Origin of the sequence: Mumia flava (assembly GCF_002797495.1) — a bacterium.
GTDB classification, from domain to species: domain Bacteria; phylum Actinomycetota; class Actinomycetes; order Propionibacteriales; family Nocardioidaceae; genus Mumia; species Mumia flava.
The window spans coordinates 76,465-97,304 of record NZ_PGEZ01000002.1 but is presented as its reverse complement, the minus strand read 5'-3'; the positions used below and the strand labels follow the sequence as shown (position 1 = coordinate 97,304).

Annotated in this window: 22 protein-coding genes; 11 read left to right on the top strand and 11 right to left on the bottom strand. The window is 72.5% G+C overall.

Features of this window, described 5'->3' with window-relative positions; genetic code table 11:
• Positions 1-68: 68 nt before the first annotated feature.
• Together CLV56_RS14640 and CLV56_RS14635 are read left to right on the top strand one after the other, a co-directional pair.
• Positions 69-947 carry a hypothetical protein gene (locus CLV56_RS14640; RefSeq protein WP_039361916.1) on the top strand — a complete coding sequence of 293 codons (879 nt, stop codon included), beginning with the start codon at positions 69-71 and terminating at the stop codon, positions 945-947.
• A gap of 33 nt (positions 948-980) precedes the next feature.
• Entirely contained in the window at positions 981-1,592 is a 612-nt protein-coding gene (locus tag CLV56_RS14635; RefSeq protein ID WP_039361914.1) for a nucleoside deaminase, read from the top strand.
• Between the two features lie 317 nt (positions 1,593-1,909).
• Here CLV56_RS14635 and CLV56_RS14630 read toward each other — a convergent pair whose 3' ends face one another.
• The 5 genes from CLV56_RS14630 to CLV56_RS14610 all read right to left on the bottom strand — a co-directional run bounded on the left by CLV56_RS14630 (position 1,910) and on the right by CLV56_RS14610 (position 7,262).
• Positions 1,910-3,193, bottom strand: a complete 1,284-nt coding sequence (locus tag CLV56_RS14630; RefSeq protein WP_100415200.1) for a cation:proton antiporter — start codon at positions 3,191-3,193, stop codon at positions 1,910-1,912.
• A 122-nt stretch (positions 3,194-3,315) separates the two neighbouring features.
• Complete coding sequence (locus CLV56_RS14625; protein ID WP_100415199.1) at positions 3,316-5,241, bottom strand: carbohydrate-binding domain-containing protein; 1,926 nt, start codon at positions 5,239-5,241, stop codon at positions 3,316-3,318.
• Positions 5,238-6,077: a polyphosphate polymerase domain-containing protein gene (locus CLV56_RS14620; RefSeq protein ID WP_211288156.1), complete on the bottom strand. Its 840-nt coding sequence runs from the start codon at positions 6,075-6,077 to the stop codon at positions 5,238-5,240. Before CLV56_RS14620 ends, CLV56_RS14625 begins: the two co-directional genes overlap by 4 nt.
• The gene (locus CLV56_RS14615; RefSeq protein ID WP_039362209.1) at positions 6,074-6,655 is read right to left on the bottom strand and encodes a DUF4956 domain-containing protein; all 582 of its coding nucleotides are present in this window, start codon (positions 6,653-6,655) and stop codon (positions 6,074-6,076) included. Before CLV56_RS14615 ends, CLV56_RS14620 begins: the two co-directional genes overlap by 4 nt.
• Positions 6,656-6,764: 109 nt before the next feature.
• Complete coding sequence (locus tag CLV56_RS14610) at positions 6,765-7,262, bottom strand: class I SAM-dependent methyltransferase (protein ID WP_100415198.1); 498 nt, start codon at positions 7,260-7,262, stop codon at positions 6,765-6,767.
• 82 nt (positions 7,263-7,344) lie between these two features.
• On the opposite strand from CLV56_RS14610, the gene CLV56_RS14605 reads away from it, so the two are divergent.
• The 6 genes from CLV56_RS14605 (at position 7,345) to CLV56_RS14580 (ending at position 12,477) form a co-directional block, all read left to right on the top strand.
• Positions 7,345-7,791 (top strand): helix-turn-helix transcriptional regulator, encoded by a 447-nt coding sequence (locus CLV56_RS14605; RefSeq protein ID WP_039362204.1) that lies wholly within the window; start codon positions 7,345-7,347, stop codon positions 7,789-7,791.
• A 4-nt stretch (positions 7,792-7,795) separates the two neighbouring features.
• Positions 7,796-8,206 (top strand): VOC family protein, encoded by a 411-nt coding sequence (locus CLV56_RS14600; RefSeq protein ID WP_039361911.1) that lies wholly within the window; start codon positions 7,796-7,798, stop codon positions 8,204-8,206.
• A gap of 57 nt (positions 8,207-8,263) precedes the next feature.
• Positions 8,264-8,689 (top strand): pyridoxamine 5'-phosphate oxidase family protein, encoded by a 426-nt coding sequence (locus CLV56_RS14595; protein WP_100415483.1) that lies wholly within the window; start codon positions 8,264-8,266, stop codon positions 8,687-8,689.
• The gene (locus CLV56_RS14590; protein ID WP_039361906.1) at positions 8,686-11,076 is read left to right on the top strand and encodes an ATP-binding cassette domain-containing protein; all 2,391 of its coding nucleotides are present in this window, start codon (positions 8,686-8,688) and stop codon (positions 11,074-11,076) included. Before CLV56_RS14595 ends, CLV56_RS14590 begins: the two co-directional genes overlap by 4 nt.
• On the top strand, positions 11,069-11,752 hold the full coding sequence (locus CLV56_RS14585) for a class I SAM-dependent methyltransferase (protein ID WP_245857950.1): 684 nt from the start codon (positions 11,069-11,071) through the stop codon (positions 11,750-11,752). The genes CLV56_RS14590 and CLV56_RS14585 overlap by 8 nt, the downstream gene beginning before the upstream one ends.
• 83 nt (positions 11,753-11,835) lie before the next feature.
• On the top strand, positions 11,836-12,477 hold the full coding sequence (locus tag CLV56_RS14580; protein ID WP_039362201.1) for a VOC family protein: 642 nt from the start codon (positions 11,836-11,838) through the stop codon (positions 12,475-12,477).
• 15 nt (positions 12,478-12,492) lie between these two features.
• Here the strand turns inward: CLV56_RS14580 and CLV56_RS14575 are convergent, their stop codons facing one another.
• Entirely contained in the window at positions 12,493-13,008 is a 516-nt protein-coding gene (locus CLV56_RS14575) for a MarR family winged helix-turn-helix transcriptional regulator (RefSeq protein ID WP_100415197.1), read from the bottom strand.
• Between the two features lie 69 nt (positions 13,009-13,077).
• Here CLV56_RS14575 and CLV56_RS14570 point away from each other — a divergent pair, with 69 nt between their 5' ends.
• A complete protein-coding gene (locus CLV56_RS14570; protein ID WP_039361901.1) occupies positions 13,078-13,401 on the top strand; it encodes a hypothetical protein in 324 nt (107 codons plus the stop codon).
• 10 nt (positions 13,402-13,411) lie between these two features.
• Here CLV56_RS14570 and helR read toward each other — a convergent pair whose 3' ends face one another.
• The 4 genes from helR to CLV56_RS14550 all read right to left on the bottom strand — a co-directional run bounded on the left by helR (position 13,412) and on the right by CLV56_RS14550 (position 18,016).
• The gene (gene helR / locus CLV56_RS14565; protein ID WP_039361899.1) at positions 13,412-15,655 is read right to left on the bottom strand and encodes an RNA polymerase recycling motor ATPase HelR; all 2,244 of its coding nucleotides are present in this window, start codon (positions 15,653-15,655) and stop codon (positions 13,412-13,414) included.
• Positions 15,656-15,756: 101 nt separating this feature from the next.
• Complete coding sequence (locus CLV56_RS14560) at positions 15,757-16,656, bottom strand: aminotransferase class IV (RefSeq protein WP_039361897.1); 900 nt, start codon at positions 16,654-16,656, stop codon at positions 15,757-15,759.
• Positions 16,656-17,414, bottom strand: coding sequence for a sulfotransferase-like domain-containing protein (locus tag CLV56_RS14555; RefSeq protein WP_245857948.1), 759 nt, complete (start codon positions 17,412-17,414; stop codon positions 16,656-16,658). Before CLV56_RS14555 ends, CLV56_RS14560 begins: the two co-directional genes overlap by 1 nt.
• A gap of 23 nt (positions 17,415-17,437) precedes the next feature.
• Complete coding sequence (locus tag CLV56_RS14550; RefSeq protein WP_039361894.1) at positions 17,438-18,016, bottom strand: dihydrofolate reductase family protein; 579 nt, start codon at positions 18,014-18,016, stop codon at positions 17,438-17,440.
• A 91-nt stretch (positions 18,017-18,107) separates the two neighbouring features.
• On the opposite strand from CLV56_RS14550, the gene CLV56_RS14545 reads away from it, so the two are divergent.
• Positions 18,108-18,803, top strand: coding sequence for an aspartate/glutamate racemase family protein (locus CLV56_RS14545; RefSeq protein WP_039361891.1), 696 nt, complete (start codon positions 18,108-18,110; stop codon positions 18,801-18,803).
• An 82-nt stretch (positions 18,804-18,885) separates the two neighbouring features.
• On the top strand, positions 18,886-19,494 hold the full coding sequence (locus CLV56_RS14540) for a dihydrofolate reductase family protein (protein ID WP_039361889.1): 609 nt from the start codon (positions 18,886-18,888) through the stop codon (positions 19,492-19,494).
• An 18-nt stretch (positions 19,495-19,512) separates the two neighbouring features.
• Here CLV56_RS14540 and CLV56_RS14535 read toward each other — a convergent pair whose 3' ends face one another.
• Positions 19,513-20,820: an MFS transporter gene (locus tag CLV56_RS14535; RefSeq protein WP_039361886.1), complete on the bottom strand. Its 1,308-nt coding sequence runs from the start codon at positions 20,818-20,820 to the stop codon at positions 19,513-19,515.
• Between the last annotated feature and the right edge of the window lie 20 nt (positions 20,821-20,840).

Sequence of the window (20,840 nt, the reverse complement as noted above, 5' to 3'; positions counted from 1 at the left end):
TCGCGGACGTTCCTACGCCGGGAGACGCGGTCTCACGCCGGCGACCCGAGGCCGCCGTACCCTGAGGCATGGGGGAGCGCACGGGGGAGCACCCGTTCTGGCGGTTCTGGGAGGCCAGCAGCACCGGCCAGCTGATCACGCTCGCCACGGCCGTCGTCGGGCTGGTCGGCGTGCTCGTCACGGTGTGGACCACCGGAGGCGGCGACCGACCGGACCCGACCCCGGCCACCACGATCGCGTCGGCACCGCCCTCGACCGCTCCGGTCACGGCAGCGGCGTCCGCGACGGCCTGGAGCGCCGAGGACGACGTCCTGAGCGTGAGCGTGACCCAGAGCTTCGGCGGGTTCCCGGGCGCCGGCGCCACCTTCCTGATGCCGCCGGGTGCGATCGTGCCGGAGGAGTGGCCGCGCCGCCTCGAGGACCCCGAGGATTTCGCCCGTCAGCACGGCGGGGTCGCGGCGGGCGCGGAGGCGGCGACCCTCGTCGTCCGCACCGACCTGGCCGACCCGGTCGTGGTCACGTCGATCACGCCCCGCGTCGTCGAGCGCCGCCTGGTCGAGCCGGGCAGCTACGCCGTCAAGGTGCCCTACGGCTGCGGCGTGATGCCGGTCCGCACGGCCCTCGCCGACTTCGAGACCGACCCGGTGTCGATCAGCTACGAGACCGGTGAAGGCGATCCGCCCGGCGACGCGCTCGTCCTGCGAGTCTCCCGCGACGAGCCGGAAGCGGTCACCGTTCAGGGCTCGAGCCGATCGGAGGCCGTGCAGTGGGAGGTCGTGCTCGCCTACGAGACGACCGAGGGCACCGGGACGCTCCCGGTCCAGGGGCCGGGCGGCCCGTTCGTCGTGACGGCGGTCCCCGAGGACACGCCGGTCTACTGGTTCACCGACGGGCAGGGGCTCGAGCCAGACACGACCGGGGTGGGCGACCCGTACGGCTACTGCTGAGGCGCGCAGGCACCGCTCGCGTAGTCTCCGTCCATGCCGCACGAGCGTCTCGCCCGCCTCCTCGACGTGATCGAGCACGACATCGCACCGCGCACCCGGGTCGGGGTGGAGCACGGCAACAAGGTCTTCGGCGCCGCGATCCTGCGCGCCGACGACCTGTCGCTCGTGGTCGCCGAGACCAACAACGAGGTCGAGAACCCGCTGTGGCACGGGGAGATCCATGCGATCAAGCGGTTCTACGAGCTGCCGGGCGGCGCGCGCCCGGCGCCGGCCGACTGCCTGTTCCTGACGACGCACGAGCCGTGCTCGCTGTGCCTCAGCGGGATCGCGTGGAGCGGCTTCCCCTTGTTCACCTACCTCTTCAGCCACGCCGACTCGGCGGACAGCTTCGCCATCCCGTACGACATCGCGATCCTGCGGGGCGTCTACGCGGTCGCGGACCCCGATCGCGCCGCACCGGACCCGCACCGCGACCTGTACAACCGGCAGAACGCGTACTTCACGAGCTCGGACCTCGCCGCCGAGGTCCGCGGGAGCGGCGACCCGGATCTCTGGGCGCGGGTCGAGCGGATCGGCGAGGAGTACGCGCGGCTGTCCGCCACGTACCAGCGCGGCAAGGGCGGCCACGGCATCCCGCACGCCTGACGTCGTTCGGCGGTCTTCACCCACACGGGCGCTCGTCCAGCAGCGTGGTGGCCGAGTGCAGCCGGGTCGGGGTGTGCCGCGGGGACCGGCCCACAGCGATCAGCGACACGCGTCTCGACATCTCCGCGCTGCGGACCGGCATCTCGACAAAGCGGTGGCCCGAGCAACGGCCATGTCGAGACTCACGTCGGCCGTCCCCGGCGAGATCACGCGATTCTCGACAATCCCGTTGCCCGAACAGCGGCGATGTCGAGGCTCACGTCAATGTCGAGACTCATGTCGGCCGCCGCAGACCGAGAGCGCCCAGGCGTCGCAGCTCAGTGGCGCGTCCGCTGCGCCCAGCTCCGCCGGGGTCGCTCGCCCGAGCGGGTCGGGGTCGGCTCGCCCGCCACGCCGAACCGGCGAGCGGCCGGTCCCGCGGAGACCCCGTGCAGCACCACGCTGAGCAGCACCGTGGTGGCCACGACGGCGACGACGGACCCGACCCGGTCGGACTCGCCGAGCTGCTCCAGCGCCAGCAGCGCGAAGACCACCGACGCCAACCCCCGCGGACCGAACCAGCCCAGGAACAGGACCTCGCGGGGCCGGAGCCCGGCACCGGCCAGCGCCACCGCGACCGGCACCATCCGCAGCAGGGTCAGGCTGAGGAGCGCGTACACCCAGGCCAGCGGGCCACCGTCCTCGATCGCGAGCGGCACGAGCGCCGCGCCGAACAGGAACCACACCACGAGAGCGAGCAGCTCTCCGCCGAGCTCCGGAAGGACCGTGACGTCCCCGTCCGCGTCGTCCTCGGTCTGCGAACGATCGACCACGTGCCCGAACGCGAGGCCGGCGACGAAGGCGGCGATGAACCCGTTGCCGTCGATCGCGACGGCGAGGGCGAAGCCGCCGACCGCGACGGCCAGCGCAGCGAGCTGGCGGCCTCCCGGCAGTGCGGAGCCGCGTGCGCCCGCGACGTTCACCCCGACGGCCCCGAGCACGCCGAGGGCGACGCCGATCACGCACGCGACCACGATGGCGGCAAGCGCCTCGCCGACCGACGGGTGGTCCGCACCCGGCCCGAGACCCAGGTCGGAGACCGCGAGCGCCAGGGCGACGGCGACGACCGGGGTGGCGATGCCATCGTTGAGACCGCTCTCCACGTTGACCGCGAGACGCAGGCGACGGGGGACCCGCTCGTCGCCGATCACCTGCGCGCTCAGGGCCGCGTCCGTGGGCGCGAGGGCGGCTCCGACGAACAGGGCGAGCGACCACGCCGGGTCGTCCAGCAGGACGTACGCGGCGGCCGCGCCGAGCAGCAGGGTCAGCGGGAGCCCGATCCCGAGCAGCCGCGCCGGGAGCGCGACCTGGCGCCTCAGGCGCCGCAGGTCGACGCGTGACGCGTCCGAGAACAGCACGAGAGCGAGGGTGACCTCGGCGAGGGTGTGCACCGCGCCCGTCTCGATGTCGACCGGGAACGGGCCCCAGGCCGGGTTGCCGAGCAGGTAGCCGGCGAGGACGAACACGATCGGCCCGGTCACCTCGCGCTGCGACAGCGCCCCGGACAGCAGCGACCAGGCGAGCACGAGGCCCGCGATCGCCGTCACCAGGGACGCGTCCACCGGGCCCCCCGTGGTCTGCGGCGCCTCGCCATGGCGGTGACCCTACCGGTCCGCGATCCCGACGGCGTGGACGTCGTCGCAGGAACCGGTCGAGGGTGCGGCATCGCCGGGAGCTGGGCCTGTCAGCCGCCCGTGCCGCCCGTCCCGCCCATCCCGCCCGCAGTCGACTCGCCGGCCGTGACGGTCGCCGCGTCCTGGCCGTCGACCTGGACGGTGTACGTCGCGCCGGCCTCGACGTCGTCGGAGGCGAGGACGAGGTTGGCGGCCTCCTTCGAGAGCCGGTACGAGAGGATCGCGTCCCCGTCGTCCGAGACGACCGTGACGGTGTCGCCGGCCGACGCGGAGCCGAGGTCCGCCTGGAGCCAACCCTGCTCGGAGTCGGCGTCGGGGGACTCGGCCATCCCGCCGCTGCCGAGCGCGACCAGGGTGCCGCCGTCCATCACGAGCCCGCCGGCGCTGTCGAGGGCGCCGTTGCCGTCGTTGGTCGGCCCGTCCACCGTGATCTCGCCCCCGGTGATCGTCGTGGTGCCGTTGGAGTCGAGCCCGTCGCCGCCGGCGTCGACGGTCACGGTCCCGCCACTGATGGTCAGGGAGACACCGTCCTCGGCCTGGCCCATGCCGCCGCCCATGCCGCCGCCGCCCATGCCGCCGCCGCCCGTGCCGCCGCCCTGGGGCATGCCGCCGCCGTCGGCGGGCGGCTGCCCGCCGTCGGGCATCGCACCCGGCCCGCCGCCGTCGGTGCCGGAGCTGCTGCTCGACCCGCTCGAGGCGTTGACCCCGTCGTCGGACGCCGTCAGGTCGACGGCGCCACCGGAGATCGTGATCGTCTGTGCCTCCAGGGCCTCCTCGGATCCGGTGACGGCCACCGAGCCGCCGGCGATCGTCGCGTCGACGTCGCCGTGGATCCCGTCGTCCCCGGTCGCGAGCTCGAGCGTCCCGTCGGTGATCGAGACCGCGCCGTCGGAGTGCACGGCGTCGTCGGACGCGTCCACGGTCAGGTCGCCGCCGGAGACCACGACGCTGACGCCGCCCTCGAGGCCCTTGGTGGAGGTGTCCTCGTCGACCGCCTCGGTGCTCCCGCCGCCCGCGGTCACGTCGCCCGTGCCCCCGAGGACGATCACGTCCGTGGCGGCGGTGATCCCGTCGCCCTGCGCGTCGACGCGCACCGTGCCACCGGTCACGGCCACGTAGCCCTGGGTCTCGTCGCCGTCCTGGTCGGACTTCAGCCCGTCGCCGCCGGACCGGACGGTGACCGTCCCCGCGTCGACCACGAGATCGTCCTTGCCGCGGATCCCGTCGTCGCCGGCGTCGACCGTGATCGTGCCGCCGAGGATCACCAGACCGTCCTTGCTGGTGATGCCGTCAGCCTCCTGCGAGGTCACCGCCAGCGCCCCGGTGCCGACGATCGTGAGGTCGTCGGCCGACCACAGCGTGGCGTTCGGCGCGTCCTCGGTCTCGTCGTCGTCGTCGGCCGACGCCGTACCGTCGCTCAGGCTGTTCGTCGACCCGTCGGCGAGGAGCACGACCGTCTCGTCGGCCTGCGACACCACCAGGGGAGAGGTCGAGGACGACGTGATGTCGACGCCGTCGAGGACGACCCGGACGGCACCGTCGACGTCGCTGTCCACGACGACCTGGCCGTCGCTCAGCGAACCGCTCAGGACGTAGGTCCCGGCCTCGGTGATCGTCACGGTGTCGCCGTCGACGTCCACGCCGCTGTCCGCGCTGGTCGAGGAGGCACCGTCGGCGAGCTCGATCGTGTCGGCCGTCGACGCGTCGTACGCCGCCGCGCTCTCGGCGTCGGAGGCGTCGGCGTGCGGGGCGGCGTTCTGCGCCATCGCCTCCGCGCCGGTCACCCCGGTCATCGCGGCGACCGCGTCGGCCGTGGCGTCGGAGCCGGTCCCGTCGCTGGCCGAGCTCGCCTCGGACGTGCCGCCGCACGCGGCCACCAGCAGGAGCGCGCCGACAGCGGCCGCCGCCGCCGTGCGCCGTCGCCGGCGCCCGCCCGGGCGCGGAGCGGTCGGGGTTCGGGTGATCCGGTGGGTCATCGGTCCTCCTGGGGGGACGAGGGGAGGGTCGGGGCTGGGATCGCGAGCTCGCGGCGCAGGGTGCGCGCCCACCTGAGCCGCGGCAGCGTGGGGTCGAGCGCGGCCATGCCGACCGCGTACTTGGAGATCCGGACCGGCCGGTGGCCGTGAGACCACAGCAGCCGGTCGACCTCCGAGGGGGTGGACCCGGTCTTGGTCTCGACGATCGCGAGGCTGGGCCGGGCCAGCTCGCCCGGGCACCGCGGGCGCAGCGACGTCCAGCCGAGGTCCACGTCGATCGTGACGCGGCTGGCGGTCGCGGGCAGCAGCACGGTGGCGCGCCGGTACGCGGTCACCAGGACCGGGGTGAGTTCCTGTGGCCGCACCCGGTTGATCCGTCCGGACGCGAGCGCAGCGTCCACGAAGGTGTGACCGTCGGGAGAGACCGGCACCGTTTCGGCGTCCGGGTGCGGCATGCGCTGCTTGACCGTGGTCCCGCGGCTGCCGCGGGTCTTGACCTCGAGCCACGACGTCCCGGTGTCGAGGTACGCGCGGGTGCGGACCTTGAACCGACGACGCCGACCCTGCCCCGCAGCGAAGTAGCCGTCGAGCGCCGGCGTGTCGAGGTACGTCGAGCGGTATCCGAACACGCGCTCGCCGTCGATCTCGAGCGCCCGGGCGCCCTCGGGCAGTCCGGCGAGGAGCCCCGGGACCCGCTGTAGCTCGACCACGTACTTGCGGTCGACCCGGGTGAGCAGGCCGGCGACGTCGACCAGGGCGTCGAGGGCGACCGGGGCGAGGTGCGCGAGGCCGTCGCGGATCACGTCCGCCGGCGCCGTCGTGACGGCGGCGTTCACCGGTCGCCTCCGACGGTCGCGGGCCGGGAGACCGCGGTCGCCGACGTCCGATAGCTCACGGTCGCGACGGTCGTGTCGTTGACGAGGTCGGTCTTGCGGATGTCGACCCGGGTGGGCTCGGCGCCGAGCAGCTGCGTGAGGTGGTGGCGGAGCGTGTCCTCGTCGGTGAACGCCTGGTCGAGCACGAGCTCCTGCCGACGGGCGCGGTGGGTCAGCCGGGGGTGGTCGCCGATCCACAGGACGACGAGGACGGCGGCCATGAGCGCCGGCGTGAGCCACGACTCCGAGCCGAGACCGCCGAGGAGCCCGAGCGCGAGCGCGGCGAAGTAGTACGCGACCTCGGGCTGCGACAGCTCCTCGGAGCGCAGCCGGATGATCGAGAGGACACCGAAGATCCCGAGCCCGAGGCCTGCACCGACGGTGCTGGACGCGAGCGCGGTCGCGACGGCCATCACTCCGACGTTCACGACGAGGTACGCGACGACGAGCTCGCGCCGCCCGTGCCGGGGCAGGAAGAGCGCACCGACCAGCACCGCGATCGCGACGAGGTCGGCCAGGTGGGCCAGGGACAGTGACATGGACATGAGCTCCTTCGTGACGGTCGGAGTCCAGATCACCACGCAGGCTGCAGCACCGGCTGGGAGCCGGCTGGGAGGTTCCTGGGAGCCGCGGAGACCGCGGCGAGGCTCAGGCCTCGGCCTGGGGGTGGCGGGGACCGAGGAAGTGCTCGATCAGCTCGAACGCCGACGCCGGACCGACGTGCTGCGCGAGGTAGCGGCCGCCGGGTTCGAGGACGCGGGCGATCTCGCCCCACGCCGGCCGGACCGGGTGTCGCGACGACACGAGCGCGAACGCGTCGTCCGCGAACGGCAGCGCCTCGCCCGGCGCCGTCTCGACCACCGCGACACCGCGCTGGGCGAGCCGGTCTCGGGCCCGTTGCGCGTTCGGCGGCCAGGACTCGGTCGCGCAGGTGCGAGACGGCAGGATCGGTGCCTGGGCGAGCACCTCGCCGCCACCGGTGTCGAGGTCCAGCGCAGATCCGACCTCCGCGAGCCGGCCCGCGAGCCGCCGGGCGTACCCCCACGGCGGGCGCTCTTCGGTCGCGCGGCCGTCGAGCCACCCGAAGTCCCACCCGCCGACGTCAGCGGCCTCCGCCTCCGCGACCAGCTCCTCGAAGGACCGCATGCCGTGATGCTCGCGCGGCCGCCGGGTCGCGCGCAACCGGGTACGGGTGCATCCGTCGGTGCCGCGTGGCACGATCGGGCACGTGGGGAACTCCTCGGCCGACGAGCAGCGGCTGCGCGATCTCGCGCTGCTCCGGCGGGTGCGCGACCGGATCGACCGGGAGTACGCGCAGCCGCTCGACGTCGAGGCGCTCGCGCGCGGGGTCGGCATGTCCTCGGGCCACCTGAGCCGCCGGTTCCGCCAGGCCTACGGCGAGTCGCCGTACTCCTACCTCATGACCCGCCGGATCGAGCGTGCGATGGCCCTGCTGCGCCGCGGCGACATGAGCGTGACCGACATCTGCTTCGCGGTGGGATGCTCGTCGCTGGGGACCTTCAGCACGCGGTTCACCGAGCTCGTCGGCGTGCCGCCGAGCACCTACCGCCACCAGGCGCGGGTGACCGACGGGATCCCCGCGTGCGTCGCCAAGCAGGTCACCCGACCGATCAGGAATGAAGAAGCGCCGGAGCGTGCGCGGCATCTAGCGTGAGCCCATGGACATCACGATTCAATACGCGTTCCTGCCGCACACCGACGCCGATGCCGCCCTGGAGTTCTATCGCGACACCCTCGGCTTCGAGGTCCGCAACGACGTAGGCTACGACGGGATGCGGTGGATCACCGTCGGCCCGCCCAACCAGCCGGGCACGTCGATCGTGCTGCACCCCCCGGCCGCCGACCCCGGGATCACCGACGAGGAACGGAAGACGATCCTCGAGCTGATGGCGAAGGGCAGCTACGGCGCCCTCACGCTCGCCACACCCGATCTCGACGCCGTCTTCGAGCGGGTCCAGGCGGGCAACGGCGAGGTGGTCCAGGAGCCGACCGACCAGCCGTACGGCGTGCGCGACTGCGCGTTCCGCGACCCGTCGGGCAACCTCATCCGGATCGACCAGGCCGGCTGAACGGTGCCGCCCGCACCGCCCCGTCCGCTCAGGGCCCGCATCGCGGACGCCCGGGTGATGCTCGCCACCCCGGCGATCGACGTGTGGGTCGCGACCGCCTCCGCAGCCGGGGCACCGCACCTGGTCCCGGTGTCGCTGGCCTGGGTCGGCGAACGCGCCGTGATCGCGGTGCAGGCGAGGTCGGTGACCGCTCGCAACCTGCTGACCTCCGGAACGGCGCGGCTCGGCGTCGGGCCGACCCGCGACGTCGTCATGATCGACGCCGAGCTCGACCGCAGCGGCACGGCGACCGACGATCCGGCGCTGGCCGCGGCGTACGCCGCGCAGGCCGACTGGGATCCGCGCGACGGCGACGACTACCTCTACCTCGTGCTGCGCCCCGTACGGATGCAGGCGTGGCGCGAGGCGAACGAGATCGAGGGCCGCACGCTGATGCGCGGCGGCCGCTGGCTGGACCCGACCGAGGAGACAATGGACGCATGACCCCGCCGACGAAGTCCGACGCCGCGAGCACGCCCCCGCACCTCGCCGACAGCCACGACCTCATCCGCGTCCAGGGCGCGCGGGTGCACAACCTGAAGGACGTCTCGGTCGAGATCCCGAAGCGGCGGCTGACCGCGTTCACCGGGGTGTCCGGCTCGGGCAAGAGCTCGTTGGTATTCGCGACGATCGCCGCCGAGTCGCAGCGCATGATCAACGAGACGTACCCGGCGTTCGTGCAGGGCTTCATGCCGAGCCTGGCGCGTCCGGAGGTGGACCTGCTCGAGGGCCTCACGACGGCGATCATCGTCGACCAGGAGCGGATGGGGTCCAACCCTCGCTCGACCGTCGGCACCGCGACCGACGCGAACGCCATGCTGAGGATCCTGTTCAGCCGGCTCGGGGACCCGCACATCGGCTCCCCGAACGCCTACTCGTTCAACATCCCCACGGTGCGGGCCAGCGGCGCGATCACCGTGGAGCGAGGCAGCAAGACCAAGGCCGAGAAGGCGACGTTCACCCGCCTCGGCGGCATGTGCCCCCGGTGCGAGGGGATGGGCAGCGTCAGCGACGTCGATCTGACGGCCCTCTACGACGACTCCAAGTCGTTGAACGAGGGTGCGCTGACGATCCCCGGCTACTCGATGGACGGCTGGTACGGGCGGATCTTCCGCGGCGCCGGCTACTTCGACCCGGACAAGCCGATCGCGAAGTACACCAAGAAGGAGCTCCACGACCTGCTCTACCGGGAGCCGACGAAGATCAAGGTCGACGGCATCAACCTCACCTACAGCGGTCTCATCCCGTCGATCCAGAAGTCGATGCTGTCGAAGGACGTCGACGCGCTGCAGCCCCACATCCAACGGTTCGTCGAGCGTGCGGTGACGTTCCAGACCTGCCCGGAGTGCGAGGGGACACGGCTCGCTCCCGAAGCCCGCTCGTCGAAGATCCGGGGCCACAGCATCGCCGACCTGTGCGCGATGCAGATCACCGACCTCGCGGCATGGATCCGTGACCTCGACGAGCCGAGCGTCGCGCCGCTGCTGCGCGGGCTGCAGCACCTGCTGGACTCGTTCTCCGAGATCGGGCTCGGCTACCTGTCGCTGGACCGTCCGGCCGGGACGCTCTCGGGCGGCGAGGCACAGCGTACGAAGATGATCCGCCACCTCGGGTCCTCCCTGACCGACGTCACCTACGTGTTCGACGAGCCCACGATCGGCCTGCACCCGCACGACATCGAGCGGATGAACGCCCTGCTCGTGCAGCTGCGCGACAAGGGCAACACGGTGCTGGTCGTGGAGCACAAGCCGGAGACGATCGCGATCGCCGACCACGTCGTCGACCTCGGGCCGGGTGCCGGCTCCGACGGCGGGACGGTGTGCTTCGAGGGCAGCGTCGACGAGCTGCGCGGCAGCGACACGATCACGGGGCGGCACCTCGAGGACCGGGCGTCGTTGAAGGACGAGGTCCGCAAGGCGACCGACGCCCTCGAGATCCGCGGCGCCTCGACCCACAACCTCCGCGACGTGGACGTCGACGTCCCGCTCGGGGTCCTGTGCGTCGTCACGGGGGTCGCCGGGTCCGGCAAGAGCTCGTTGATCCACGGGGAGCTGGCCGATCGCGACGACGTGGTCGTGATCGACCAGGGCGCGATCCGTGGGTCGCGGCGAAGCAACCCGGCGACCTACACCGGGCTGCTCGACCCGATCCGCAAGGCGTTCGCGAAGGCCAACGGCGTGAAGCCGGCCCTGTTCAGCTCCAACTCCGAGGGCGCCTGCCCCGCGTGCAAGGGCGCCGGGGTGATCTACACCGACCTCGGGATCATGGACACCGTCGAGACGACGTGCGAGGAGTGCGAGGGCAAGCGCTTCCAGGCGGCGGTGCTCGAGTACACGCTCGGTGGGCAGAACATCGCGGACGTCCTCGCGATGTCGGTGGCCCAGGCGGAGGCGTTCTTCGCCGACGGCGACGCCCGGACACCGGCCGCGCACAAGATCCTCGACCGCCTCGCGGACGTCGGGCTCGGCTACCTCAAGCTCGGCCAGCCGCTCACCACGCTCTCCGGCGGCGAGCGCCAGCGGATCAAGCTGGCGACGCACCTGGGGGAGAAGGGCGGTGTCTACGTGCTCGACGAGCCGACCACGGGCCTCCACCTCGCGGACGTCGAGAACCTCCTCGGGCTGCTCGACCGGCTGGTCGAGTCCGGCAAGTCGGTGATCGTGATCGAGCACCACCAGGCCGTGATGGCGCACGCGGACTGGATCATCGACCTCGGCCCGGGCGCGGGCCACGACGGAGGGACGGTCGTGTTCGAGGGCACACCGTCCGAGCTCGTCGCGGCGCGCTCCACCCTGACCGGCGAGCACCTGGCGGCGTACGTCGGTGGCTGACGCGTCCGGTGCAGGGCCCTCTGGCCGCGACCCGTTCGACGGTCGCGAGCCCACGAGCCACGAGCGGATGTCCGGCGTGCCGTGGGACGCCTCGTACACCCAGGGGCCCGCCCCGTGGGACCTCGGCCGTCCGCAGCCGGCGATCGTACGCCTGGCCGAGGCCGGCGCCTTCTGCGGTCCGGTGCTCGACGCGGGCTGCGGGACCGGCGAGAACGCCCTGCACGTCGCGTCGCTCGGGGTCGAGGTCCTCGGTGTCGACGTGGCGCCGACGGCCATCGCCGAGGCCCGCACGAAGGCCGCGGCGCGGGGGAGCGGCGCCCAGGGAGCGACGGCGCGGTTCGAGGTCGGCGACGCCTTCGACCTGGCCGTTCTCGGCCGCCGTTTCGCGACCGTGCTCGACTGCGGCATGTTCCACACGTGCGACGCCGACGAACGGCCCCGCTACGTCGCGAGCCTCGCGGTGGCGACCGAGCGGGGCGGCACGCTGCACGTGCTGTGCCTCGGCGACGAAGGGGAGGACGTCGGCCCCCACCCGGTCAGCCGGGGCGAGCTGCGTGCGGCGTTCGCGCCGGCGACCGGCTGGGAGGTCGTACGGATCGTCGAGGAACGGATCGAGACCCGCTTCCACGGCCCCGACGGCGCTCCGGGCTGGCTCGCGACCGTGCGGCGTCTCTGACTCCCGTCCTGCGGAGCGCGAGGCCGCGCATCGGTCAGGAATCGAGAAGCGCCGGAGGGCCCCGGATTCCTAGTGTGGACGACATGAACCACATCGACTCCCTGATCCTCGAAGCCTCCGACCCGAGCGCCGCCGAGCGCTTCTACGCCGAGGCGTTCGACCTCGGCGACCTCGTCCAGGTCCGTGCGTCCGACGCAGCGACCAGCGGGTTCCGCGGGTTCACGATCTCCCTGATCGTCTCGCAGCCCGCCGACGCCGACGCGTACCTCGACGCCGCGGTCGCGGCCGGGGCCACCACGATCAAGCCCGCCTCGAAGTCCCTGTGGGGCTACGGCGGCGTCGTCCAGGCGCCCGACGGCACGCTCTGGAAGGTCGTGACCCAGTCGAAGAAGAACAAGCGGCCGGCTGAGCGCACGTACGAGGCGCTGGTGCTCCTGCTGGGCGTCGACGACGTCGCGGCGAGCAAGGAGTTCTACGTCGAGCAGGGGCTGGGGATCCAGAAGAGCTTCGGCAAGAAGTACGTCGAGCTGGACACCGGCGACAGCACGATCGAGCTGTCGTTGTACGGCCGGAAGGCTGCCGCGAAGGACGCGGGCGTCGGGGTCGAGGGCAGCGGATCGCACCGGATCGCGATCGCCGGCAGCCTGGGCGCATTGAGCGACCCCGACGGGTTCGCGTGGGAGGCCGCGCGGGCCTCCGACACCGCCGAGCCCACCCAGACCTGATGTGCCGCCCGCCGTTCAGCCCTCCGCGGAGGACGCCGACGAGCGACCACCGGTCGACCCGCGTCCCGGAGCCGCCCCCGCGCCCGGCGGAACCGAGCGGATCGCCGTCACCAGCGCCTGCACGGTAGCCCGGGCACGCTCGAGATCGGAACGGCTGACGCCCGCAGACTCGAGCAGGAGCGAGCGGTCCGCCGCGGAGCGTTCGTAGAGCCGATCGACGGTCTCTCGTCCGGCCGGCGTGAGTACGACGAGGGGCGATCGCGCGTCGCGCGAGTTCGGCGTGACGTCGACCTGCGCGTCGCCGCGCAGGTCGTGCACGACGCGCTGCACGGCCTGGCGGCTCAGACCGAGCCTGGCTGCGATGCGCGGCACGGTCGTGGAGCCGTCCAGGAGGACGCTGAGCACGTGCCACTGGGCAGCCGTGCGTCGCTCGGCACGGGCGAGGGTCTCGCTCGTGCTGCGCGAGGCGCCGGCCAGCTCGTACACGTCGGCGATCAGCAGGCGGTAGGGCTCCAGGAGGTCATGAGGCATGACAACATGTTGTCATATGTGGCACCATGAGGTCGATGGAATGACAACATGTTGGCATCAGGAGACCCCATGATTCTCAGGCTCTGGAGCGGCTGGACCACCCCCGAGGGTGCCGCCGACTACGACCGCGTGCTCGACGAGGACGTGGCCCCCGGCATCGTGGCGCGCAGGCTCGGCGGCCTCGAGAGCTTCGAAGTGTGGACGAGACGGGCCGACGAGGAGCGGGGAGAGCGCGAGTTCCTCACCGCGATGCGCTTCGCCGACCTGGACGCCGTCGCACGCTTCACCGGGGGAGACCCGCACGGCTCCGTCGTCCCGCCGCAGGCGCGGGCGGTCCTGCGGCGCTTCGACGAGCACTCGCGCCACTACGACCTCCGCCGCAAGCACCTCTGAGAGCGCACCCTCACCGGGTGCTCGTGAGGATGACCAGGCGCTGCGTCGCCCGGGTCATCGCCACGTAGCGGTCGACGGCGCCGGAGTAGCCGTCGCCGAACCGGTCGGGGTCGACCAGGACCACGAGATCGAACTCGAGGCCCTTCACGAGCTCCGGCGCGAGCGACCGGACCCGTCCGGTCGGCTCGTCGGTCGACGGATACGTCGGGTGTCCCACCACGCAGGCGGTGCCCTCGGCGTGCTCGGCGAGCCAGTCCGCCAGCAGCCCGTCGAGGTCCGCGCTGGACCCGTGGACGACGGCGTCGCCGGTGCGCCGGATCGACGTCGGCACGTTGGCGTCGGGGAGCACGGAGCGGATCACCGGCTCGGCCGCAGCCATCACGGCCGCGGGTGTGCGGTAGTTGATGCCGAGCGAGGTGCGCTCGACCCGGTCGAGCCCGATCCGCTGCAGCCGTTCCTCCCACGACTCCGTGAACCCGTTCCGCGCCTGGGCGCGGTCGCCGACGATCGTGAAGCTGGCCGACGGGCAGCGGGACAGCAGCATCTGCCACTCGGCGTCGGTCAGCTCCTGGGCCTCGTCGACGACGACGTGGGCGAACGGCCCCGCGAGCAGGTCCGGGTCGGCGGGCGGGAGCGCGTCCTCGTCGACCAGGGTGGCGCGCAGGTCCTGGCCCCGCAGCATCGACATCACGTGCATCTCGGAGTCGTCCGACGCGATCAGGTCCCCGATCACGTCGGCCATCCGGGCGCGCTCGGCGGCGTCGGCGGCCTCCTGGCGCCGCCGCCGACGCGACGCCTCGGGGTCTCCGAGCCGTTGCCGGGCGGCGTCGAGCAGGGGCAGGTCGGAGACGGTCCAGGCGTTCGGGTCGTCGCGCTGCAGAGCCCCGACCTCGTCCGGCGCCAGCGACGGCGCGCAGCGGCGCAGGTACGCGGGCACCGTCCACAGGTCGCCGACGAGGTCCGTCGGCTCGATCAGCGGCCAGGCGCGGCCGAAGGCGTCGACGAGCTCGTCGCTCGCCGCGAACGCCTCCCGGACCTGGGCGTCGGGATCCTCACCGGCGATCCCGTACGCGTCGAACATGTCGCCGGCCTCGCGGTCGTCCTCGCGCTCGTCGTCCGTGGCGGCGTGGTGCTGGTCGACGAGGATGTCGAGCACCGCCTCCCACACGTCGTCGCGTGCCTCGTTGTGCGGCGTCCCGGGATCGGGCGCGTCGAACGCCTCGGCCCAGTCGGCCGCAGTCAGCCTGGCCTCCGACCACGGGGTCTCGACGACGAGCGTGCGGGTCGGCGGCTCCTCGTACAGCCCGACCGCGGGCTCGATCGCCCGGACGAGGTCGACCGACGCCTTGAGCCGGGCGACCTCGGGGTCGAGCTCGGGCCCGGCCTCGGCACCCTCGGGAACGAGATCGCGCACCGTGCAGGTCTGGACGCCTTCCTCGCCGAGGCTCGGAAGGACGTCGGCGACGTAGGACAGGTACGGCCGGTGCGGGCCGACGAACAGCACCCCACCGCGCCGGTGCCCGAGCCGAGGGTCCGCGTAGAGCAGGTACGCGGTGCGGTGCAGGGCGACGACGGTCTTGCCGGTGCCCGGGCCGCCGTCGACCACGAGGGCACCACGCGACCCGGCGCGGATGATCGCGTCCTGGTCGGCCTGGATGGTCCCGAGCACGTCGCGCATCTGCGGCGACCGGCTGCTGCCGAGGCTGGCGACGAACGCCGACTCGTCGTCCAGGGCGATGCCGCGCTCGAGCCCTTCGGCGGTGAACGCCTCGTCCCAGTAGTCGGTGATCCGGCCGTCGGTCCACCGGTACCGGCGCCGGCTCGCCAGTCCCATCGGATCGGCGTGGGTCGCGCCGAAGAAGGGCTCGGCAGCAGGCGAGCGCCAGTCGACGAGGAGCCTGCGCCCGTCGGCGTCGGTGAGGCCGAGGCGGCCCACGTACACCGGCTCGCCGTCGGTGTCGCCGTCACGGCCGGTGTCGGCGGGGACCACCCGCCCGAGGCACAGGTCGAGCCCGAACCTCCGCAGCGTGCGGAGCCGGGAGGTGAGGCGGTGGACCTCGAGGTCGCGATCCATCACCTCCTGGCCGGTGCCGCCGGGGCGCTTGCGCTCGGTCTCGAGACGCTCGGTCAGGTCGGCGATCGTGGCGTCGATCGTGCGGGCGATCGCGGCGAAGTGTCGTTCGTCGTCGGCGATGAGGTCGGGGTCGGTCTTGGCGGCCAGGCGGGCGGGCAGATCGAAGGCGCTGGTGCTCACGAAGGACGATTGTGCGTCAAGGACTGGGGCTTGATTCAAGCCCCGGGGTCGGCTATACATTGGAAAGGGCGGGAGGTCCCGCAACGCCGGTGTGGCGCAGGTCAGACCACCGGGGTGCCCTCCGCGGCCGTCCGCGCGGCGTACGCCTCGGCGATCCGGGCGAGCACCGGCCCCGCAGTGCCGTCGCCGATCGTGCGCCCGTCGACCGCGACCACCGGCGTCACGCCGCCCATCGTGCCGGTCACGAAGACCTCGTCCGCGGCATAGACCTGGGGGAGCGAGAAGTCGCCGACCTCGTACGGGATCGCCTCGGCCTCGCAGATCTCGAGCACGGTCTCGCGCGTGATGCCTTCTGGGCACGCCCGGGTGCTCGACGTCCGGACGACGCCGCCGCCGACGTGGAAGACGTGGGTCGCGTTCGTCTCGGCCACGAACCCGTCGTCGTCGAGCATCAGCGCGTCGTCGGCGCCGGCGACGTTCGCCTCGATCTTCGCGAGGATCGACGTGAGGAGGTTGTTGTGGTGGATCTTGGGGTCGAGCGAGTCGGGCCGGTGGCGCCGCACCGACGACGTCACGAGCGTGATCCCCGTGTCGTCGTAGACCGGCGACTTGAACTCGGCGAGGACGATCAGCGTCGGCCCACCCGTGTTGAGGCGTGGATCCATCCCGGACGTGAGCTTGACGCCACGGGTGAGGGTCAGTCGGATGTGGACGTCGTCGGTCATTGCGTTCGCGGCGAGCACCGCGCAGATCCGTGCCGTGATCGCGTCGTGGCCGGGGATCTCGGCGAACGCCAGAGCCTGCGCGGACCGGCGCAGGCGGTCGAGGTGCTCGGTGAGCTTGAAGATCCGCCCACCGTGCAGCCGCAGACCCTCCCACACGGCGTCGCCACCCTGGACCACCGAGTCGAACGGGCTCACACCGGCGGTGTCACGGTGCACGATCCTGTCGTCGATCCCGATCAGCAGATCGTCGTTGCGCGGGTCGTAGGTCTGCAGCATCAGGGCTCCTGGTCGGCGGAGAATTGGTCGGCGGAGGAAGGGTCGGCGGGGGAGAGGCGGTACGGCGCGAGGGCGTCGTAGTACGGGCGGCACTGCTCGAGCAACGGCTCGAGGCGGGACGGCAAGGGGTCGCCCGAGCCGGGGGAGTCCGTCGCGAACCCGGTCGAGGCCGCCACCCCCGCGTACCAGTGCGGCGCCCAGACGCCGTCGCTGTCGCGCGGCCCGGCCGGCCACGACAGCATCGCCTCGTCGAACGCGAGACCGAGGGCGTCGCACAGTGCTGTCAGCGTGCCGCGCGGCTCCGCGAGGACGTCGGCGGCGTCGACGACGGGTCCGCCGAAGGTCTCGTACAGCTCGACCTGTTGGGGGAGCCCGAGGTCGTCGAGCGTGGGCTCCTCGCGCACCTTCGCGTACGAGACGAGCACCCGCTCGGGGTCACGGACGAGGTACGCGTGGGTGAGCACGGCGAGCGGCTCGCGCGCGATGCCGGGGAGCAGGTGGTGCGTCATGTGCTTCTGGTACTGCAGCGGCGTCGCCACCGGCCCCTGCGTCAGCTCCGCGAGGACGGCATCCGGATCCTGCGACTGCGACGCGAGGACGTCGTCGCGTCCCGGGTGGTCGAGCCCGGTCGCTGCCAGGTAGACGGCGTAGAGCGGCTCGTCGACGACCGAGCAGTCGGGACGGTTCTCGAAGCTGCGCAGCAGCGCGGTCGAGAGGTTGCGGGGCCCCGACCACATCGCGATCCGACGTACGTCCACGCCCCGAGCCTAGGACGCTTCCGTCATGCGGTCGCGTCCGTCCCCGGCGGGCCGTCGAGGACCGTCGGTGCGTACTCGAGGAGCTGCAGCCGCCCGTCGAGCGTGCGCGACTCGATCAGGTCGAGCGCGACGTCCGGCCAGCCGTCGTACATCCGGTCCTGACCTGTGGCGCCGTTGACGACCGGGAACACCACGACGCGGTACCGGTCGACCAGCCCGGCTTCGAGCAGCGAGCGGCACAGCGTCGGGCTCCCCAGCGTCCGCAGACCCGCGTCGGACTCCCGTTTCATCGTCCGGACCGCCTCTGTGGCGTCCGAGGAGACGAGCGTCGTGCGCTCCCATGCGAGCGGCTCGGTGAGCGTGCTCGAGAAGACGACCTTGGGGATCTCCGCGAGCGCCTCGATCCCCGGTTCTCCGGTCCGGAGGAACTCCTCGAACAGGCGGTACGTCGTGGCACCCATGAGCAGCGTGTCGTGGCGGTGGGGATCGGTCTCGAGCAGCTCGAAGTACTCCGGTCCGCCCAGCCCCCACAGTCCCGGCCACCCCTCCGCCGCCCCGAATCCGTCGAGAGACGTGATGCAGTCGATCATCAAGTCGGACATGACAGTTCCCTTCGTGGGGTCGTTCGTCCTACTGTCCGACCGGCTCGCGGTCGCGGACTCATCGGTCCGCCGGCGGGGTAGGTTCGAGACCATGCGCAGGATCGGACTGGTGGGCGGGATGAGCTGGGAGAGCTCGGCGCTCTACTACCAGCTCGTGAACGAGCACGTGCGGGACCGGCTCGGTGGCTTCCACTCGGCGCTCTGCACGATGGCGTCGGTGGACTTCCACGACGTCGAGGCGCTCCAGGCCGCCGACGACTGGGACCGCGCGGGGGAGCTCCTCGCCCGCGAGGCAGCGGCGCTCGAGGCGGGCGGCGCGGAGTGCTTGGTCCTCTGCACCAACACGATGCACCTGGTCGCCGACCGGATCACCGACGCCGTGAGCATCCCGCTGCTCCACATCGTCGACGTCGCCGCCGACGCGATCGCGGCGGCCGGCGTCACCACGGTGGCCCTGCTCGCGACCGGCTACACCATGAGCAGCCCGCTCTACCCCGACCGTCTCGCCGACCGCGGGATCGAGACGATCGTGCCGGATGCAGCGGATCGGGAGACGGTCCACGCCATCATCTACGACGAGCTCGTCCAGGGGGTCGTCCGGGACGCGTCACGCGCTGCGTACGTCGAGGTCATCGATCGCCTGGTCGAGCGCGGCGCGCAGGGCGTGATCCTCGGGTGCACCGAGATCGAGCTGCTGGTCGGGCAGGGCGACGTCGACGTGCCCGTCTTCCCGACGACCGCGCTCCATGCGGTGGCCGCCGTCGACTTCGCCCTCGCGCGCGGGTGACCGGGGCCGGAGAGCCGGCCGATGAGTTCGGCGGACACGCAGGGTCAGCCCTGACGAGATCCGACGACCGGGAGGCGGAACCATGGGCGAGCTCCACGTCAACATCATCTCGACGCTGGACGGTGTGATCCAGGCCAACGGCGGCCCGACGCCGCAGGACGCCGGGTTCGCGTACGGCGGCTGGGAGCGGCCGTACTGGGACGACGAGGCCAACCACCGGCTCGAGCTCGATGCGCAGGCGTCCGACGCGCTCCTGCTGGGCCGGGTGACGTACGACATCTTCCGTGACTACTGGCCCGGGCAGACCGACCCGATCGGACAGGCGTTCGACCGGATCCCGAAGTACGTCGCGTCGCGGGGGACGCCCGACCTCACCTGGCGCGCGAGCACGCAGCTGCGCGACGTCGAGCCCGAGGTCCGGGAGCTGCGGACCCGGCACGAGCAGATCCACACGTGGGGGAGCGCCGACCTGCTCCGGACGCTGTTCCGTGCCGACCTCGTCGACCAGCTGAACCTGTGGGTGTGCCCGGTCGTGATCGGGACCGGCAAGCGGTTGTTCCCCGAGGGCTCCGCACCGACGCGGTTCGAGCAGCTCCGGCCGCCGCGCGCGTACGCCACCGGCATCCTCGAGCTGCGGTTGCGGCGCCTCGACGGCCCGCCGGAGGCCGGCGGCGCACCCGACCCGGCGTGATCGCGTCGCCGTCTGGCCTCAGCGTCGGTGCTCGACCTCGCGCAGGCGGATCGCCGCGACCGCAGCGCCGAGCGACATCAGGGCGAACAGCGCCACGGTCACCTCGACGCCCGCCAGCGACGCCAGGGCCCCGAAGAGACCCGATGCGAGCAGGACGACTCCGATCACCGTGTTCGCGACCGCCGTGTACGCCGGGGTCTGATCGGCGGGCGCCATGTCCACGAGATAGGTCGATCGGCCCTGCCGAACACCCTCGTACGCGATCATGAGGACGAACAGCGCGACCGGCATCGCCCACAGCGTGTCGGCCAGGCCGGCGGCGGCGAGCCCGAGCGCGGCGCCGAGCGCGACGGCCGCGGCGATCCCGGACCGCTGCAGGACGGCGCGGCTGGACCGGTCGCTGAGCCGCCCCCAGACGTAGCTGCTGACGAGCGAGGCCAGCGCGGACGCGAGCACCAGCGCGCCGAGCTGGTCGAGCGAGTCGCGAGCGCCGGACGAGGCGAGCAGCACGAGGTACGGGGGAGCGAGGGCGGTCGCGGTCAGCAGTCCCCGCACCACGATGAACAGACGCAGCTGCGGATCCTCGCGCAGCAGCGACAGCTGGCTCCACACGGCGCGGTCGGTCTCGCTGTGCGACGCCTCCTCGGGAATGGTCGCGAAGAGCGCAGCCGCACCGATCCACAGCACGGACGCGAGCGTCAGCGCTCCGACGACGAGCACGTACCGGCTGGGAGCGCCGATCATGAGCAGGACGGCGAACACGATCACGCCGACCGATGCGGCCGAGGACGCGAAGCCGGTCGACGACCCGCGCCGTGTCTTGCCGACGGTCTTGCGCAGGACGTCCTTGTGGCTGACCGAACAGGCCGCGCGGGCGGCGGCGAGGATCGTCAGGAGCACGCAGACGGCGATCCCGGCGGCGTTGCCCTCCAGGGTGAGTGCGGCGACCACGATCCCGGCGCACGCGAGCCCCTGGACCAGCGAGCCGGCCGCCCAGGCCCACTTGCGGCGCGCGAGCGCGTGGACCCGTGGCGCGATGACGAGCTGGGGGAGCAGCGATCCGGCCTCGCGGAGCGGGACGAGCAGGCCGGTGAAGAAGCTGGAGGCGCCGAGGTGGCTCAGCAACCAGCTGAGCACGAGCTTGGGATCGAGCAGGCCGTCGGCGACCTTGGTCGCGCTCAACGACCCGACGTGCCGGGTGAAGCTCGCCGCCTCGCGCTCCAGCGCGTACTCGGAGAGCCCGCCGTCGTCGTCGGCCACACCGTCGTCGACGCCGTCGGCGAGGGCCGTGAAGATCTCGTCCTCGAAGTCCGTGTTCCTGCTCATCGCCTGGAAGCGTATGTCAG